We start from the raw sequence: 13,671 nt of genomic DNA, 5'->3' as shown, positions 1-13,671 counted from the left end.
GTGGTTGGGCGCGAGCCTAGCAGCGGTTGACCGTGGCTCAACATGTCCGAACCGGGGAGGCGGCCTGACGCACCGTGGCAGCAGCCCCCTGACGTGAACGCCGGATACGGCCGGCCGCCTTGCCTGCCGCGCACAACCTGCCCATCTGATCGCAACGGCCGGTCCGCCATGGCCGGCAGGGAGCCTTCATGACCGACCTTTCCAGCTTTCCGATCACCCGCCGCTGGCCGGCCACCCATCCGGACCGCATCCAGCTCTATTCGCTGCCAACGCCGAACGGGGTGAAAGTGTCGATCATGCTGGAGGAAACCGGGCTGCCCTATGAACCCCACGCCATCGATATCGGCAGGAACGAGACCTGGACCGGGGAGTTCCTGTCGCTCAACCCGAACGGCAAGATTCCAGCCATCATCGATCCGGATGGTCCCGGCGGACAGCCGATCGGCCTGTTCGAATCCGGAGCTATCCTGCTCTACCTGGCCGAGAAGACCGGGCGCTTCCTCCCTGCGGATCCGGCGCGACGGATCGAGACCGTGCAGTGGGTCTTTTTCCAGATGGCGGCGGTCGGGCCGATGTTCGGCCAGCTCGGATTCTTCCACAAGTTTGCCGGACGCGACTACGAGGACAAGCGGCCTCTCGAACGCTATCGGGCGGAGTCGCACAGGCTGATCCGCGTGCTGGAGACCCGGCTGGCCGGTCGCCACTGGATCATGGGAGACGACTACACGATCGCGGACATGTCCCTGCTGGGCTGGGTGCGCAATCTCGTTGGCTTCTATGGCGCCGCCGAACTTGTCGACTATGCCGCCCTTAAAGAGGTTCCGGCCTGGCTGGAGCGCGGCCTTTCACGTCCTGCGGTCCAGCGCGGTCTGACGATCCCGGAGCGTCCCTGATCGGCGGGCAGGGCGCAAGTCCCTGCAAAATCAGGCGCAAATCAAGGGTATTGAAATACCATTTTTGTAAGCCTTTGAAATAGCGATGATAATCGAAGCATGCGTCCATTGACGCAGAAGCAGGCCTCGCCTATAGCCCATGCCGACGCGGGGACCGTCTTCGGCCTCCGCTGCAGATTTCCTCTTTTCCGGAAGACACGATCATGAAGACCTATGTGGCGAAACCCGCCGAGGTCGACAAGAAGTGGGTTCTGATCGACGCGAAAGGCCTTGTTGTCGGCCGTCTCGCCTCGATCGTGGCGATGCGCCTGCGCGGCAAGCACAAGGCCACCTACACCCCCCATGTCGATTGCGGCGACAATGTCATCATCATCAATGCGGACAAGGTGATCTTCACCGGCCGCAAGTGGGACCAGAAGGCCTACTACCACCACACCGGCTTTCCGGGCGGCATCAAGGAGCGGGTCGCCAAGACCATCCGCGATGGCCGTTTTCCCGAGCGGATCGTCGAGAAGGCGGTCGAGCGCATGATCCCGCGCGGTCCGCTGGGCCGCCAGCAGATGTCGAACCTGCGTGTCTATGGCGGTGAAAAGCACCCGCACGAGGCCCAGACGCCGGTTTCCCTCGACGTCCGCGCCCTGAACTCCAAGAACGCGAGGGCCTGACCATGGCCGAGACCGTTTCCTCCCTCGAGGCCCTTGCCGCCCTCAAGCCGGCCGCCGTCGAGGCGCCGCGCCACGTCCAGAAGCTCGACAAGCAGGGCCGCGCCTATGCCACCGGCAAGCGCAAGGACGCGGTTGCCCGCGTCTGGGTGAAGCCGGGTTCTGGCCGCATCACCGTCAACGAGCGCGAACTGGACGTGTATTTCGCCCGTCCGGTGCTGCGCATGATCCTGAAGCAGCCGCTGATCATGGCCAACCGCGATGGCCAGTACGACGTCATCGTCACCGTCGCTGGTGGCGGTCTGTCGGGCCAGGCCGGCGCGGTGCGCCACGGTCTGTCCAAGGCGCTGACCTATTACGAGCCGGACCTGCGTGGCCTGCTCAAGAAGGAAGGCTTCCTGACCCGCGACAGCCGCGTGGTCGAGCGCAAGAAGTATGGCCGGGCCAAGGCCCGCCGGTCCTTCCAGTTCTCCAAGCGCTGATCCGCGCAGGCTGTATCAGTCGATCGGAAAAGCCGGGCCTCGTGCCCGGCTTTTTTGCGTCCGGCTCAGGGGCGGACCGGTGTGGCGATCCACCAGGTATTGCCGGAAGCGTCGCGAAAGCCGGCGCGCCGGTCGCCGTCGCCCTTTTCCGATGGAGCCTGGACCTCCGTCGCGCCCGCGTCGATGGCAAGCCTGAAGGTTGCATCGACATCGGCGACATAGACGTGGAGCCAGGCGGGGAAGGCCGGGAAGTCGCCGGTGCCGTCGGCCAGCATCACGGTGGAATCGCCGATGCAGATAGAGGCATGCATCACGCTGCCGTCTTCGCGGTCGAGCCGCAGAACCGTTCTCGCGTCGAAGACCTGCGACAGAAAGGCGATGAGAGGCTCGGCACCTGTCGTCATCACATAGGCGGAAACTGTGGAGTGATCGGCGGGCTGGCTCGGTGGGCGGGTCATCGGGCACATCCTTGGCTGGTGGTCCGGCGGGGCACTGTGGCTCCCCGGGCCGCGTTCATGGCACTGTCTCACCTTGCCACAAGGAAATCCCGTTCATGGCCATAGACGTCTCTTCCGTACCGCAGGCCTTTCGCGACGCCGCCTACAACAATGGCGCGGCGGTGCCGTCATGGGTGGAGACTTTCGCGGCCTGGACAGCCGAGTCGGCTCTGATCCGTGCCCGTCATTCGACGACCATGGACCTGCCCTATGGGCCGAAGGAGCGCACCCGAACCGACATCTTCCCCGCTGCCGATCCCGGCGCTCCCTGCCTCGTCTATTTTCACGGCGGCTACTGGATGCGCAATTCACGCGAGATGTTCGCCGTGCTGGGCGAGGGCGTCGCTGCCCATGGCTGGTCGGTGGCCATTCCCGGATACACGCTGGCGCCCGAAGCCTCGCTCCGTCAGATCGTCGCCGAATGTTCAACGGCCCTCGACTGGCTCGCCGCGCATGGGCCGGCCCATGGTGTCTCAGGTCCACTGATCGCCTGCGGCTGGTCGGCGGGCGGGCACCTCACCGCCATGGCGCTGTCCCATCCAGCGGTCGCTGCGGGGCTCGCCATCTCCGGCCTGTTCGAGCTCGGGCCCATGGTCGACACCTATCTCGACGAGAAGCTGGCGCTCTCATCCGATGAGATTGCCGACCTGTCGCCGCTCCGCCGTCCGCCGGTCATGAAACGGCTCGATCTCACCTATGGCGGCAACGAACTGCCGATGCTGGTCGCCAATTCGCATGCCTTCCACGCTGCCCGGCAGCGCGCCGGGGCGCCGGGCAGGCTCCTGCCGGTTGCGGGCGCCGACCATTTTTCAATCCTCGACGGCATGCGCAGTGCGGACGGCGCGCTGACCGCCATGCTTCTCGATCTGGCCGACACCCGCGGCTAGCTGCCGATCCGCCCGCCGCCGGCTTTGGTCACGACCACGATGGCCGGCCGGGGCGGCATGTCGGGCCGGAAATCGGGCCAGCGGGTTGATGGCGCTTCGTAGACCGAGACCTGGCCGCTTGGCAGGCCGGCGCTGCCCTCGGCAGGGTGCTGGACGGCAAGGAACAGCGTCTCGCCATCGGGTGTGAACTCCGGCGCGCACAGTTCCGCGCCGTAGGGGCACTTGAAGAACAGCCGCGACGTGGCGCGCGCCGGTCCCTCCGTATCGACGGCCCAGAGCCCGTCATTGCGTCCGGTTCGGGAGGGATTGTTGCCATCGGTCGAGATCCAAAGCCGGCCGTCGGCGTCGATGGCGCAGTTGTCGGGCGCGCCGAACCAGCCGTCCCGGCTGGTCTCCGCGCTGAAGGTAGCACCGACCGCCGCCACCGCCGGGTCGCCGCATTTCAGGAGGATGTCCCAGGTGAAGCGCTCTGCGGTATGGTCGCGACCCTCGGGCAGCATCTCGATGACATGGCCGAAGCGGTTGTCGGGCCGCGGGTTCGCGGCATCGACCTGTTCGGGCCTGCGCCGGTCATTGCCGGTCAGCATGACATAGACCTTGTCGGTCGCGGGATTGGCCTCGACATCCTCCGGACGATCCATGCGGGTGGCACCGACGAGATCGGCGGCCCGGCGGGTCTCGACAAGGACATCGGCCTGGGACCGGAAGCCGTTGGCGGGGGTGAGCGGCCCCTGGCCGAACACGAGCGGCAGCCACGTGCCCGTGCCGTCGGCATCATAACGCGCCACCGACAGGGTGCCGGCATCGAGAAGGTCCCTGTCGCGGGCGCGCTCGCCGCTGACACGGCCGTCGGTCACGAAACGATAGATGTACTCGAACCGCTCGTCATCGCCCGAATAGACGACGTGTCGGCCGTCGCGGGCCGTGATGCCGGCCGCGCCCTCGTGCTTGAACCGGCCCATGGCCGTGCGCTTCTTCGGCACCGAGGTCGGATCGAAAGGATCGATCTCCACCACCCAGCCGAAGCGGTTCGCCTCGTTCGGCTCCTTCGCCACGTCGAACCGCGTGTCGAAGTCATGCCAGTTGTACCAGTGGGCCGGAAGGCCGAGGCGCCGGTAGTTGCGATATTCCGGGTGGCCTTCCGCCAGTGCCCCCGAGAAATAGCCGTTGAAATTCTCCTCGCATGTCAGCCAGGTGCCCCATGGCGTGCGCCCGCCAGCGCAGTTGTTGAGCATGCCGCGCACCCGCCGCCCGGTCGGGTCGAAGCCTGTGCGCAGGCGCGCGTGCCCGGCCGCCGGCCCGCTTATCTCCATCTCGGTCTCGGCGGTAATGCGGCGGGCATAGCGGGAACCGGCCACCACCTGCCAGGCCTCGCCCTCGCGCCGCACTTCGATCACCGACCCTCCGTGGGCCATCATCTCGATCGCCACCAGATCAGCGGTCATCTTCGCGAAAGGTACGCCGCCGCGCGCGGCGATGCGCCGGTCCTGGATACCGAGGCCGGGGAACATCAGCTCCTCGTTGGTATATTCGTGATTGATGCACAGCAGCCCGTGCCGTGACGGATCGGTTGCCCCTGGCATCGGGAAATAGCCGATATAATCGTTGTTATAGCCGAACTGGCCGGCCTGGGCGGTGGGCGTCTGGGCGTTCGGATCGAACGTCGGCGCACCGGGCAGGACCGGGTCGCCCCAGCGCATCAGCACCGTGGCGCGGTAGCCATCGGCGACCCCGATGCCGTCTGTCGGTGCAGACGAGAGCTCTTCGAACGCAAAGGCGCTGGCAGCAGGTCCGACACTCTGTGCGGCAAGGCTGCGCGGCCCGAGCGCCGCGGAGACGGCGGCCGCGCCGAGAATGCCTCTGATCAGGTCCCTGCGGCCGAAACGGGCGGCGATCACATCGCCGATGGTCGGACCCAGCGTCGGATTGGAGCCGGCATCTTCGACCGCTTCGGCAAGCTCCGCGCGGGAGCGGGCAATGCTGTCGTCGGTATCGGCCACGAAACAACCCCGGTCTGGAAAGGCGGGCGCGATGATGGCGCTGCTGGACGACGTCACCATGACCCAACGTGGCCGATCTGCAACAGCCAAGACGCTTTGCTCCGGTGGCACGAAACCTCAAGACCGCGTTTACCCGCCGGCGCGCATGCTCGTCATGAACCACGGATGGTTCTGGCGTACAGGAGTACAGGCGATGGACCGCCTCTTGGGACTGGCGACGATCGAGACGGACATGTCCCGGCTCATGCGCGCCGCCGAGAGAGCCGGCCTTGCCCTTGGCTGCATCGACCCTGAGGAAACCAGGCTGGTGCTTCCCGGCGACGAGGCTGACCCGTCCTGGACGCTCGGCCGGATTGGCGCCTGGGGGGTCACCTGCGCGATGGCCGCGGCCTTCCTGCTGCTCTGATCGCGGGTCCCCAAAAGAAAAACGGGCGCCGGGGCGCCCGCTTGTGAGGTGACCGCAGCGCGGCCGCGGTTGGGAGGAAGCTCGTTCTGCGCGCAAGGCGCGGGAATGGGCTCGCCGGCCTGCGAGGGGGCGGGTGCGAAGACCCGCCCCGTCGGGATCAGACCGAATAGTACATGTCGTACTCGACCGGGTGCGGGGTCATCTCGAAGCGCATGACCTCGCCCATCTTCAGCTCGATGTAGCTGTCGATGAAGTCGTCGTTGAACACGCCGCCGGCCTTGAGGAAGGCGCGGTCCTTGTCCAGGCTCTGGAGAGCCTCGCGCAGCGAGCCGCACACCGTCGGGATCTTCTTCAGCTCCTTCGGCGGCAGGTCATAGAGATCCTTGTCCATGGCGGCGCCCGGATCGATCTTGTTGGTGATGCCGTCGATGCCGGCCATCAGCATGGCTGCGAACGCCAGGTAGGGGTTGGCAGTCGGGTCGGGGAAGCGGACCTCGACGCGCTTGGCCTTCGGGTTGGCCGTCCACGGAATGCGGCAGGAGGCCGAGCGGTTGCGGGCCGAGTAAGCCAGCAGCACCGGCGCCTCATAGCCCGGGACCAGACGCTTGTAGGAGTTGGTCGACGGGTTGGTGAAGGCGTTCAGGGCCTTGGCATGCTTGATGATGCCGCCGATGTACCAGAGGCACTCCTGGCTGAGATCAGCATATTTGTTGCCGGCAAACAGCGGCTTGCCGCCCTTCCAGATCGACTGGTGCACGTGCATGCCCGAGCCGTTGTCGCCGAAGACGGGCTTCGGCATGAAGGTGGCGGTCTTGCCGTAGATGTTGGCGACCTGATGGATGCAGTACTTGTAGATCTGCATCTGGTCGGCCATGTGGGTCAGCGTGTCGAACTTCATGCCGAGCTCGTGCTGGGCGGAAGCCACCTCGTGGTGATGCTTCTCCACCTTCACGCCCATCTTGGCCATGGAGGCGAGCATCTCGCCGCGCATGTCCTGCAGGCTGTCGATCGGCGGGACGGGGAAGTAGCCGCCCTTGGTGCGGACGCGGTGGCCGAGATTGCCGCCCTCGTAGTCGGTGTAGCCGTTGGTCGGCAGTTCCGAGGAATCGACCTTGAAGCCAGTGTGGTACGGCTCGGCAGAGAACTTGACGTCATCGAAAACGAAGAACTCGGCTTCCGGGCCGACGAAGATCGTATCGCCGATCTTGGATGCATTCAGATAGGCCTCGGCCTTCTTGGCCATGCCGCGCGGGTCGCGGCCGTAGGGCTCGCCGGTGGTCGGCTCCAGCACGTCGCAAACGATCGACAGCGTCGTCTCGGCGAAGAACGGGTCGATCTGCGCGGTCGACGGGTCGAGCATGAGGAGCATGTCGGACTCGTTGATCGCCTTCCAGCCGGCGATCGAGGAGCCGTCGAACATCGTGCCCTCGGCGAAGATCTCCTCGTCGATCATGGTGATGTCGAAGGTGACGTGCTGCCACTTGCCGCGCGGATCGGTAAAGCGGAGATCGACGTACTTCACGTCGTTCTCCTTGATCATTTTCAGGACATCCTTGGCAGTCGTCATTGTGCTTCCTCTTGGTTTGCACGTTCGCGTCGTGGCGGGCAGGCCGCCGGAAAGGATCAGATGGCGTCGAGGCCAGACTCACCGGTGCGGATGCGGATGGCTTCCTCGATGGTCGAGACGAAGATCTTGCCGTCGCCGATGCGCCCGGTCTGGGCGGCCCGGCGGATGGCCTCGACGGCCTTGTCCACCATGTCGTCCGGCATGACGATCTCGATCTTCACCTTCGGCAGGAAATCCACGACATATTCTGCGCCCCGATAGAGCTCGGTATGGCCCTTCTGGCGGCCGAAGCCCTTGGCCTCGGTGACGGTGATGCCCTGGAGGCCGACCTCCTGAAGCGCTTCCTTCACCTCGTCCAGCTTGAACGGCTTGATGATGGCCTCGATCTTCTTCATTCCGAACCTGCTCCTGTAGTCTGGGCGCTGGCTGCCGCGCCGCTCCCGGACCGTATCGCGGGCTAGCAGGAGACATGCCAGAGCGGTCCATGGCGGAAACCGTCGTTATTTCAAGAGGTTGAATGCATTCGGTCTTGCCCCTGATGCTCACCCGATCATGGCGATGCCGAAGAAATAAGCAATCTGCATTCGCAATGGGCATTGCGGGGTGCCATCGGTCGGCCATGTCTCGTCGGCAATTCCAGATGTGCACAGGAACTGTGCAGGATCGGGGCGACGGGAGCAGGAAGCGGGGTTTGACCCCCGCAGACCGGTCCCTCACAGTCATCGGATGATAGAACTTCTGATGCCGGTCGAGGTGGGCGAGGCGGATCGGTTGTCCGTCATGTCCGGCACCTCCATTGAAACACTGATGAACCGGGCCGGGATCGCCGTCGCGGATGCCGCCGCGCGCCGGCTGCAGATCGGCGGGCGGATCGTGGTGCTTGCGGGGCCGGGCAACAATGGCGGCGACGGCTATGTCGCGGCCAGGGTTCTGCGACAGAGGGGCTACCGGGTAACCGTCGCGCGAAACCGCCTGCCAGACGCGCGGGCGCCGGCGGCGCTGGCCGCCGCTGGCCGGTGGGACGGCCCGGTGGTCGGGCTCGAAGCCTTTGGCGAGCCTGAGCCCGACCTGGTCGTCGATGCCCTCTATGGCGCAGGTCTGGTGCGTGTCATAGCCGGGGCAGAGGCCGACGCGATCGAAAGCCTCAACGCTTCGGGCCGGCCGGTCATCGCCGTTGACATGCCCTCGGGAATCGATGGCGCCAGCGGGTCGGTTCGCGGGGTGGCTGTCCGCGCGGTCGAAACGGTCACGTTCTTCAGGCGGCGGCCGGGCCACCTCCTGATGCCCGGTCGGCTGGCCTGCGGCAGGCTTCGCACCGCCGATATCGGCATCGACGACGCGGTTCTGGACGTCATCCGCCCGCGCAATTTTTCCAACGAGCCGCCCCTGTGGCGCCCGGAATTTCCGCTGCCGGGAGCGGACGGTCACAAATACAGCCGGGGCCATGCTGTGGTGGTCTCGGGCGGTGCGACCAGCACCGGCGCCGCCCGGCTTGCCGCGATGGGTGCGCTGCGATCCGGGGCCGGGCTGGTCACCGTTGCCTCGCCGCCAGAGGCGCTCATGGTCAATGCCTGCCACCTGACGGCGGTCATGCTCGCGCGCATGGAGGGGCCGCCGGGCCTTGCCGCGATCCTTGCCGACCGGCGCCGCAATGCCGTCTGCCTCGGACCGGGTCTTGGGGTCGGAGACGCGACGCAGGCGCTGGTTGTGGAGGCGCTGGCCAGCGGTGCGGCGACGGTCCTTGATGCCGATGGCCTGACCAGCTTTGCCGGGTCGCCGGACCGCCTTTTCGCCGGTATCGGTGCCTGGTCGGACCGTCCCTGCGTCCTGACCCCACATGGCGGCGAGTTCGCACGGCTTTTCGGCCCGGCTGGCGACGCCTCCAAACTGGAACGCGCCCGGCAGGCGGCAAGCCGTTCAGGCGCGGTCGTGGTCTTCAAGGGGCCGGACACGGTTGTGGCGGCGCCCGACGGGCGGGCGGCGATCACGGCGAATGCACCGCCCTGGCTCGCCACGGCCGGCTCGGGCGATGTGCTCGCCGGTATGGTTGCGGGGCTGCTGGCGCAGGGCATGCCAGCCTTCGAGGCTGCGTCGGCAGCGGTCTGGCTTCACGGCGAGGCCGGCAACGGGCTGGGTATCGGTTTGATCGCGGAAGATCTGCCGGCTGCGCTGCCGGCCGTCTATGCCCGCCTGCTGCAGCCCGAATAGCCCCGGTTACTCGACCTGAAACCAGGCGATGAGCGGGGCCCGGTCATCATTGATCGGTTGAAGCTCGATCGGCCAGCCACCCGGATTGTCGGCGACGAAGGCAAGGCGTGTCGTGGTGCGTGGGGCGAGCACGGCCGTGCCGACAAAATACGGCTTCCAGCCATCATCCAGCGTGTCCAGCAGCCGTACCTGATGACCGTGAAGCTGGACGGCATGAAACCGATCGGTGCCGTTGGCGAGCGTCAGCACGACGACCGCGCCGCGCTGCGCTTTGAACGCCGGGGCGTCGGCCGGCTCGCGGTCCTGCCGCCCGGCAAAGGTCATCGCGCCAGCCGCGCCCATGGCCACCGGCAGTTCGGCGCGCGTTGCCGTTGCGAGATTCATCGTCTGCGCAATCGGATTGGCCGGCAGGGCGGCAGGGGCGGGGAGCGGCGTCGAGCGCATCGGCGCCGCGGTGCCCGCAGCCACCCGGCCCTCAAGCGTTGCACCCGCAAGGTTTGCCAGCGCGATCGGCACGGAAGCCAGCGATTCGCCTGGCAGGTCGATGATGAGGTCGGCGCGCTGGCACGGCGCGAGCAGCAGCCGGCCATCAGCGAGCGGGAACACCTCCGAGGGCTGTCCGTCGAGTGCGATCAGCCAGGGCTCGCGGCCACCGATCGTGATCTGGACAAGACGGTTGACCGTGCCATTGGCGATTCTCAGGCGCAGCCGCTCGTTGGCGCGTCCCTCGATGGACAGATCCGGCCGGCCATTGACCGTCAGATGGGGTAGCAGGCCGGGCGGCGGCTCGTCGTCGCCGGAAAACAGCCGACCGTCATCGGCCACCCGCCAGTCCTGGATCAGCAGCAACTCGTCGCGGTCGGCGACCGCCGGCCCCTCTCCATCGACCACGAGAAATCCGGTCAGGCCCTGCATGACCTGCCGCTGCCCGTGGCGCGGATGCCATGGCCGATAGAGAAACGACCCGGCATCCGGAGGCACGAATGTCAGGTCGCTCGTCGTCCCCGGCGCAATGCCAGGGCCGACCATGGCACCGAACCCGGCGGTCCGGTTGTCGATGCGCAGGCCGTGCCAGCTCAGCGAGGTCGGGTCGGCCAGTCCGTTTCGGAACTGGATCTGGAACGGCTCGCCCTGCCGTGCATACAGGGCCGGGCCGGGTATGGTGCCGCCATAGGTGAGAACGGACGAGCCGGCCGCCTCCGCTCCGCGCAGGCGCGCTACCGCCGGGCGCGCCACCAGAAGCCCCGAAGACTGGGACAGAGCTGTCCCCGGCCGGGACAGCGCGGCGGCCAGAGTCCCGGCGCCTGCGAGAAGGGAGCGGCGGGTCAGAGCAAATGGTTTCATGGCTGCGGCACGCCTGGCGGGCATTCGAGGGGGTTTTAGGGCGCTCGGCGGGCGGGACCAGCCCCCGGTCGGACAGGTCGCCGTCCCATGGCGGGATTGGCACGGCCCTTGTGACGAGCGGGTGTCAGGCTGTCGCCAACCATGGAGAACAGAGATGATCCGGCTGGCCATCATTGGTGTCTGCGCTCTCGTGCTTGCCTCGCATTTCGGTTTCGTGCCGCACAACCCTGCAACCTTCGTTCTGGGCGCCGCCCTCGCCACCCTGGCGATGATCTGGGCCGGCCTGTTCGCACGAAGCTGAACCTCCGATAGGGCCCGAACCAAGGCGGTCGCGCGTTTTTTTGCTGCAGTGGCCGCCCCATGGTGCTAAGAGGCCGCGCCCGATCGCGCTTGCGTCGATCGGAACGAGAAGCTATTTCGAGCGGCCCTCGGCGGGCGTGGTGGAATTGGTAGACACGCGGGATTTAGGTTCCCGTGGCGAAAGCCGTGGGGGTTCAAGTCCCTCCGCCCGCACCATCCGACCGAGCGGAACAGTCCCGCCGACCAACGCGAAAGACAACAAGCCATGCAGGTGACCGCCACCGTATCCGAAGGCCTGAAGCGCGAATTCCGCGTGGTGGTCCCGGTGTCCGATCTCGCCGCGCGGGCCGAAGCCCGCCTCGACGACCTCAAGGGCCGTGTGCAGATCAACGGTTTTCGTCCCGGCAAGGTGCCGACCGCGCATCTGAAGAAGCTCTACGGCCGCGCCGTGCTGGCCGAGACGATCGAGCAGCTGGTCGGTGAGACGAACCAGAAGATCGTCGAGGATAATGGCTTCAAGCTGGCCATGCAGCCCGAGGTCAAGCTCCCCGAGGCGGAGAACGAGGCCAAGGCGGTGTTCGAGGGGACGGCCGACCTCGACTACACGGTCGCCTTCGAGGTGCTGCCGACCATCCAGCTCGCCGACTTCAAGGGCATCAAGGTCGAGCGCCCGGTCGCCGAGCCGACCGAGGCCGATGTGCAGTCCATGCTGGAGACCATGGCCAAGCAGAACCGACCCTTCGAGCCGAAAGCCGAAGGTGCTGCCGCCGATGGCGACAGGCTGACCATCTCGTTCGTCGGAACCATCGACGGCGAGGCCTTCGACGGTGGCACGGCCGACGGCATCCAGCTTGAACTTGGCTCCAAGTCCTTCATTCCCGGCTTCGAGGACCAGCTTCTTGGCGCGAAGGCCGGCGAGGAGCGCCTGGTGAAGGTGACGTTCCCGACCAATTACATGTCGGAGAAACTGGCCGGCAAGGACGCCGAATTCTCCGTGACGGTGAACGCGATCGAACAGCCGGGCGAGCGCGCCATCGACGAGGAGTTCGCCAAGATGGTGGGCTTCGAGGACATGCCCAAGCTGAAGGCGGCCATCACCGAACGCCTGAAGGGCGAATACGCCACCGCATCGCGCCGCAAGGTGAAGCGCGCCCTGCTTGACGCGCTCGACGAAAAGCATGCCTTCGATCTTCCGAAGACGCTGGTGGACCAGGAGTTCGACAGCGTGTGGCGCCAGATCACCCAGGATCTTGAGGGGCGCGGCAAGACCTTCGCCGACGACGACACGACCGAGGAAAAGGCCCGCGAGGAGTACCGCAAGATCGCCGAGAGGCGCGTTCGCCTCGGCCTGGTCCTTGCGGAGATCGGTGAGAAGGCCCAGATCAAGATCACGGACGACGAGGTGACCCGTGCGGTCGTCGAGCGCGCCCGCCAGTTTCCCGGCCAGGAACAGCTGGTCTGGGAATATTACCGCAAGACGCCGGAGGCTCTCGCCCAGCTTCGCGCTCCGATCTTCGAGGAGAAGGTCGTGGACTACATCCTGGAACTCGCCGACGTCACCGAGAAGCCGGTGACCAAGGACGACCTGTTCAAGGACAACGACGACGAGGAGGAGGCCTGAGGGTTCGCCCCGGGTCTTGAGACGTCATCGGGCGGGCTGTTCCGGCAGCCCGGATCGCGTGGGGGGCGGCTCGCCGCAGGCGGGTCGTGCCGTTAGGATGACGTCAATGAGATTCGGTCGACAAGACCGGATCGAATCCAAGGACCGAAGATCATGAGAGACCCCCACGACACCCTGATGAACTATCTCGTGCCCATGGTGGTCGAGCAGACCAACCGGGGCGAGCGGTCCTACGACATCTATTCGCGCCTTCTGAAGGAGCGCATCATCTTCCTGTCGGGTCCGGTCGAGGACGGAATGGCGACGCTGATCGTCGCCCAGCTGCTGTTCCTGGAAGCTGAGAACCCGAAGAAGGAAATCAACATGTACATCAACTCGCCGGGCGGGGTCGTCACGGCGGGCATGTCGATCTACGACACGATGCAGTTCATCAAGCCGGCCGTGACGACGCTGTGCATGGGCCAGGCGGCCTCCATGGGCTCGCTGCTGCTGACCGCCGGCGCCAAGGGCCAGCGGTTCGCCCTGCCGCATTCGCGCATCATGGTTCACCAGCCCTCGGGCGGCTATCGCGGTCAGGTCACCGACATCCTCATCCATGCGGAAGAGGTCAAGGAACTGAAGCGGCGCCTCAACGAGATCTATGTGAGCCACACCGGGCGGACTTTGAAGGAGATCGAGGACGCTCTCGAGCGCGACAACTTCATGTCGGCCGAGAAGGCCCGCGAGTTCGGCCTGATCGACCAGGTCATCGAGCACCGTGCGGACGAGCCCGCGCCGTCCAAGGCCTGATCGGCGCCGCCGGCA

General features: G+C 66.3%; 14 protein-coding genes and 1 tRNA gene. 10 read left to right on the top strand and 5 right to left on the bottom strand.

Going from position 1 to position 13,671, the window contains the following annotated elements; all coding sequences use genetic code 11:
* Positions 1-188: 188 nt before the first annotated feature.
* The 3 genes from ACTIFS_RS18120 (at position 189) to rpsI (ending at position 2,037) form a co-directional block, all read left to right on the top strand.
* A complete protein-coding gene (locus ACTIFS_RS18120; protein WP_439575527.1) occupies positions 189-893 on the top strand; it encodes a glutathione S-transferase N-terminal domain-containing protein in 705 nt (234 codons plus the stop codon).
* Positions 894-1,096: 203 nt separating this feature from the next.
* Positions 1,097-1,558, top strand: coding sequence for a 50S ribosomal protein L13 (gene rplM / locus ACTIFS_RS18115; RefSeq protein WP_439575526.1), 462 nt, complete (start codon positions 1,097-1,099; stop codon positions 1,556-1,558).
* A gap of 2 nt (positions 1,559-1,560) precedes the next feature.
* Positions 1,561-2,037, top strand: a complete 477-nt coding sequence (rpsI, locus tag ACTIFS_RS18110; RefSeq protein ID WP_439575525.1) for a 30S ribosomal protein S9 — start codon at positions 1,561-1,563, stop codon at positions 2,035-2,037.
* Positions 2,038-2,102: 65 nt separating this feature from the next.
* Here rpsI and ACTIFS_RS18105 read toward each other — a convergent pair whose 3' ends face one another.
* Positions 2,103-2,495 carry a VOC family protein gene (locus ACTIFS_RS18105; RefSeq protein ID WP_439575524.1) on the bottom strand — a complete coding sequence of 131 codons (393 nt, stop codon included), beginning with the start codon at positions 2,493-2,495 and terminating at the stop codon, positions 2,103-2,105.
* 95 nt (positions 2,496-2,590) lie between these two features.
* On the opposite strand from ACTIFS_RS18105, the gene ACTIFS_RS18100 reads away from it, so the two are divergent.
* Positions 2,591-3,421, top strand: a complete 831-nt coding sequence (locus ACTIFS_RS18100) for an alpha/beta hydrolase (RefSeq protein ID WP_439575523.1) — start codon at positions 2,591-2,593, stop codon at positions 3,419-3,421.
* Here ACTIFS_RS18100 and ACTIFS_RS18095 read toward each other — a convergent pair.
* Complete coding sequence (locus ACTIFS_RS18095; RefSeq protein WP_439575522.1) at positions 3,418-5,421, bottom strand: PhoX family protein; 2,004 nt, start codon at positions 5,419-5,421, stop codon at positions 3,418-3,420. The two genes, ACTIFS_RS18100 and ACTIFS_RS18095, sit on opposite strands and share 4 nt — an antisense overlap.
* On the opposite strand from ACTIFS_RS18095, the gene ACTIFS_RS18090 reads away from it, so the two are divergent.
* The gene (locus ACTIFS_RS18090) at positions 5,399-5,827 is read left to right on the top strand and encodes a hypothetical protein (RefSeq protein ID WP_439575521.1); all 429 of its coding nucleotides are present in this window, start codon (positions 5,399-5,401) and stop codon (positions 5,825-5,827) included. The two genes, ACTIFS_RS18095 and ACTIFS_RS18090, sit on opposite strands and share 23 nt — an antisense overlap.
* Positions 5,828-5,984: 157 nt before the next feature.
* On the opposite strand, the gene glnA is transcribed toward ACTIFS_RS18090, so the two are convergent.
* Together glnA and ACTIFS_RS18080 are read right to left on the bottom strand one after the other, a co-directional pair.
* Positions 5,985-7,394: a type I glutamate--ammonia ligase gene (gene glnA / locus ACTIFS_RS18085; protein ID WP_439575520.1), complete on the bottom strand. Its 1,410-nt coding sequence runs from the start codon at positions 7,392-7,394 to the stop codon at positions 5,985-5,987.
* 56 nt (positions 7,395-7,450) lie between these two features.
* Complete coding sequence (locus ACTIFS_RS18080) at positions 7,451-7,789, bottom strand: P-II family nitrogen regulator (RefSeq protein ID WP_439575519.1); 339 nt, start codon at positions 7,787-7,789, stop codon at positions 7,451-7,453.
* A gap of 346 nt (positions 7,790-8,135) precedes the next feature.
* Between ACTIFS_RS18080 and ACTIFS_RS18075 the strand changes: the two genes are divergently transcribed.
* A complete protein-coding gene (locus ACTIFS_RS18075; RefSeq protein ID WP_439575518.1) occupies positions 8,136-9,602 on the top strand; it encodes an NAD(P)H-hydrate dehydratase in 1,467 nt (488 codons plus the stop codon).
* A gap of 6 nt (positions 9,603-9,608) precedes the next feature.
* On the opposite strand, the gene ACTIFS_RS18070 is transcribed toward ACTIFS_RS18075, so the two are convergent.
* Positions 9,609-10,946, bottom strand: coding sequence for a multicopper oxidase family protein (locus tag ACTIFS_RS18070; RefSeq protein WP_439575517.1), 1,338 nt, complete (start codon positions 10,944-10,946; stop codon positions 9,609-9,611).
* Positions 10,947-11,100: 154 nt separating this feature from the next.
* Between ACTIFS_RS18070 and ACTIFS_RS18065 the strand changes: the two genes are divergently transcribed.
* From ACTIFS_RS18065 to clpP, 4 genes are all read left to right on the top strand, one after another.
* Positions 11,101-11,247 carry a hypothetical protein gene (locus ACTIFS_RS18065; protein WP_439575516.1) on the top strand — a complete coding sequence of 49 codons (147 nt, stop codon included), beginning with the start codon at positions 11,101-11,103 and terminating at the stop codon, positions 11,245-11,247.
* A gap of 130 nt (positions 11,248-11,377) precedes the next feature.
* Positions 11,378-11,462 (top strand) — tRNA-Leu (locus ACTIFS_RS18060).
* Positions 11,463-11,511: 49 nt separating this feature from the next.
* Entirely contained in the window at positions 11,512-12,867 is a 1,356-nt protein-coding gene (tig, locus tag ACTIFS_RS18055; protein WP_439575515.1) for a trigger factor, read from the top strand.
* Between the two features lie 153 nt (positions 12,868-13,020).
* Positions 13,021-13,656, top strand: coding sequence for an ATP-dependent Clp endopeptidase proteolytic subunit ClpP (clpP, locus tag ACTIFS_RS18050; RefSeq protein ID WP_439575514.1), 636 nt, complete (start codon positions 13,021-13,023; stop codon positions 13,654-13,656).
* Positions 13,657-13,671: the final 15 nt, after the last annotated feature.

Origin of the sequence: Phreatobacter sp., from assembly GCF_051860605.1 — a bacterium.
Classification (GTDB): domain Bacteria; phylum Pseudomonadota; class Alphaproteobacteria; order Rhizobiales; family Phreatobacteraceae; genus Phreatobacter.
Note: the sequence above shows the minus strand (reverse complement) of the source record. Positions and strands in the feature narration are given on the sequence as shown.

What these genes read in the sequence shown, in the direction of transcription:
- ACTIFS_RS18120 (WP_439575527.1), top strand. Translation starts at nt 189, where the DNA reads ATGACCGACCTTTCCAGCTTTCCGATCACCCGCCGCTGGCCGGCCACC.
- rplM (WP_439575526.1), top strand. Translation starts at nt 1,097, where the DNA reads ATGAAGACCTATGTGGCGAAACCCGCCGAGGTCGACAAGAAGTGGGTT.
- rpsI (WP_439575525.1), top strand. Translation starts at nt 1,561, where the DNA reads ATGGCCGAGACCGTTTCCTCCCTCGAGGCCCTTGCCGCCCTCAAGCCG.
- ACTIFS_RS18105 (WP_439575524.1), bottom strand. Translation starts at nt 2,495, where the DNA reads ATGACCCGCCCACCGAGCCAGCCCGCCGATCACTCCACAGTTTCCGCC.
- ACTIFS_RS18100 (WP_439575523.1), top strand. Translation starts at nt 2,591, where the DNA reads ATGGCCATAGACGTCTCTTCCGTACCGCAGGCCTTTCGCGACGCCGCC.
- ACTIFS_RS18090 (WP_439575521.1), top strand. Translation starts at nt 5,399, where the DNA reads ATGCTGTCGTCGGTATCGGCCACGAAACAACCCCGGTCTGGAAAGGCG.
- glnA (WP_439575520.1), bottom strand. Translation starts at nt 7,394, where the DNA reads ATGACGACTGCCAAGGATGTCCTGAAAATGATCAAGGAGAACGACGTG.
- ACTIFS_RS18080 (WP_439575519.1), bottom strand. Translation starts at nt 7,789, where the DNA reads ATGAAGAAGATCGAGGCCATCATCAAGCCGTTCAAGCTGGACGAGGTG.
- ACTIFS_RS18075 (WP_439575518.1), top strand. Translation starts at nt 8,136, where the DNA reads ATGCCGGTCGAGGTGGGCGAGGCGGATCGGTTGTCCGTCATGTCCGGC.
- ACTIFS_RS18070 (WP_439575517.1), bottom strand. Translation starts at nt 10,946, where the DNA reads ATGAAACCATTTGCTCTGACCCGCCGCTCCCTTCTCGCAGGCGCCGGG.
- ACTIFS_RS18065 (WP_439575516.1), top strand. Translation starts at nt 11,101, where the DNA reads ATGATCCGGCTGGCCATCATTGGTGTCTGCGCTCTCGTGCTTGCCTCG.
- tig (WP_439575515.1), top strand. Translation starts at nt 11,512, where the DNA reads ATGCAGGTGACCGCCACCGTATCCGAAGGCCTGAAGCGCGAATTCCGC.
- clpP (WP_439575514.1), top strand. Translation starts at nt 13,021, where the DNA reads ATGAGAGACCCCCACGACACCCTGATGAACTATCTCGTGCCCATGGTG.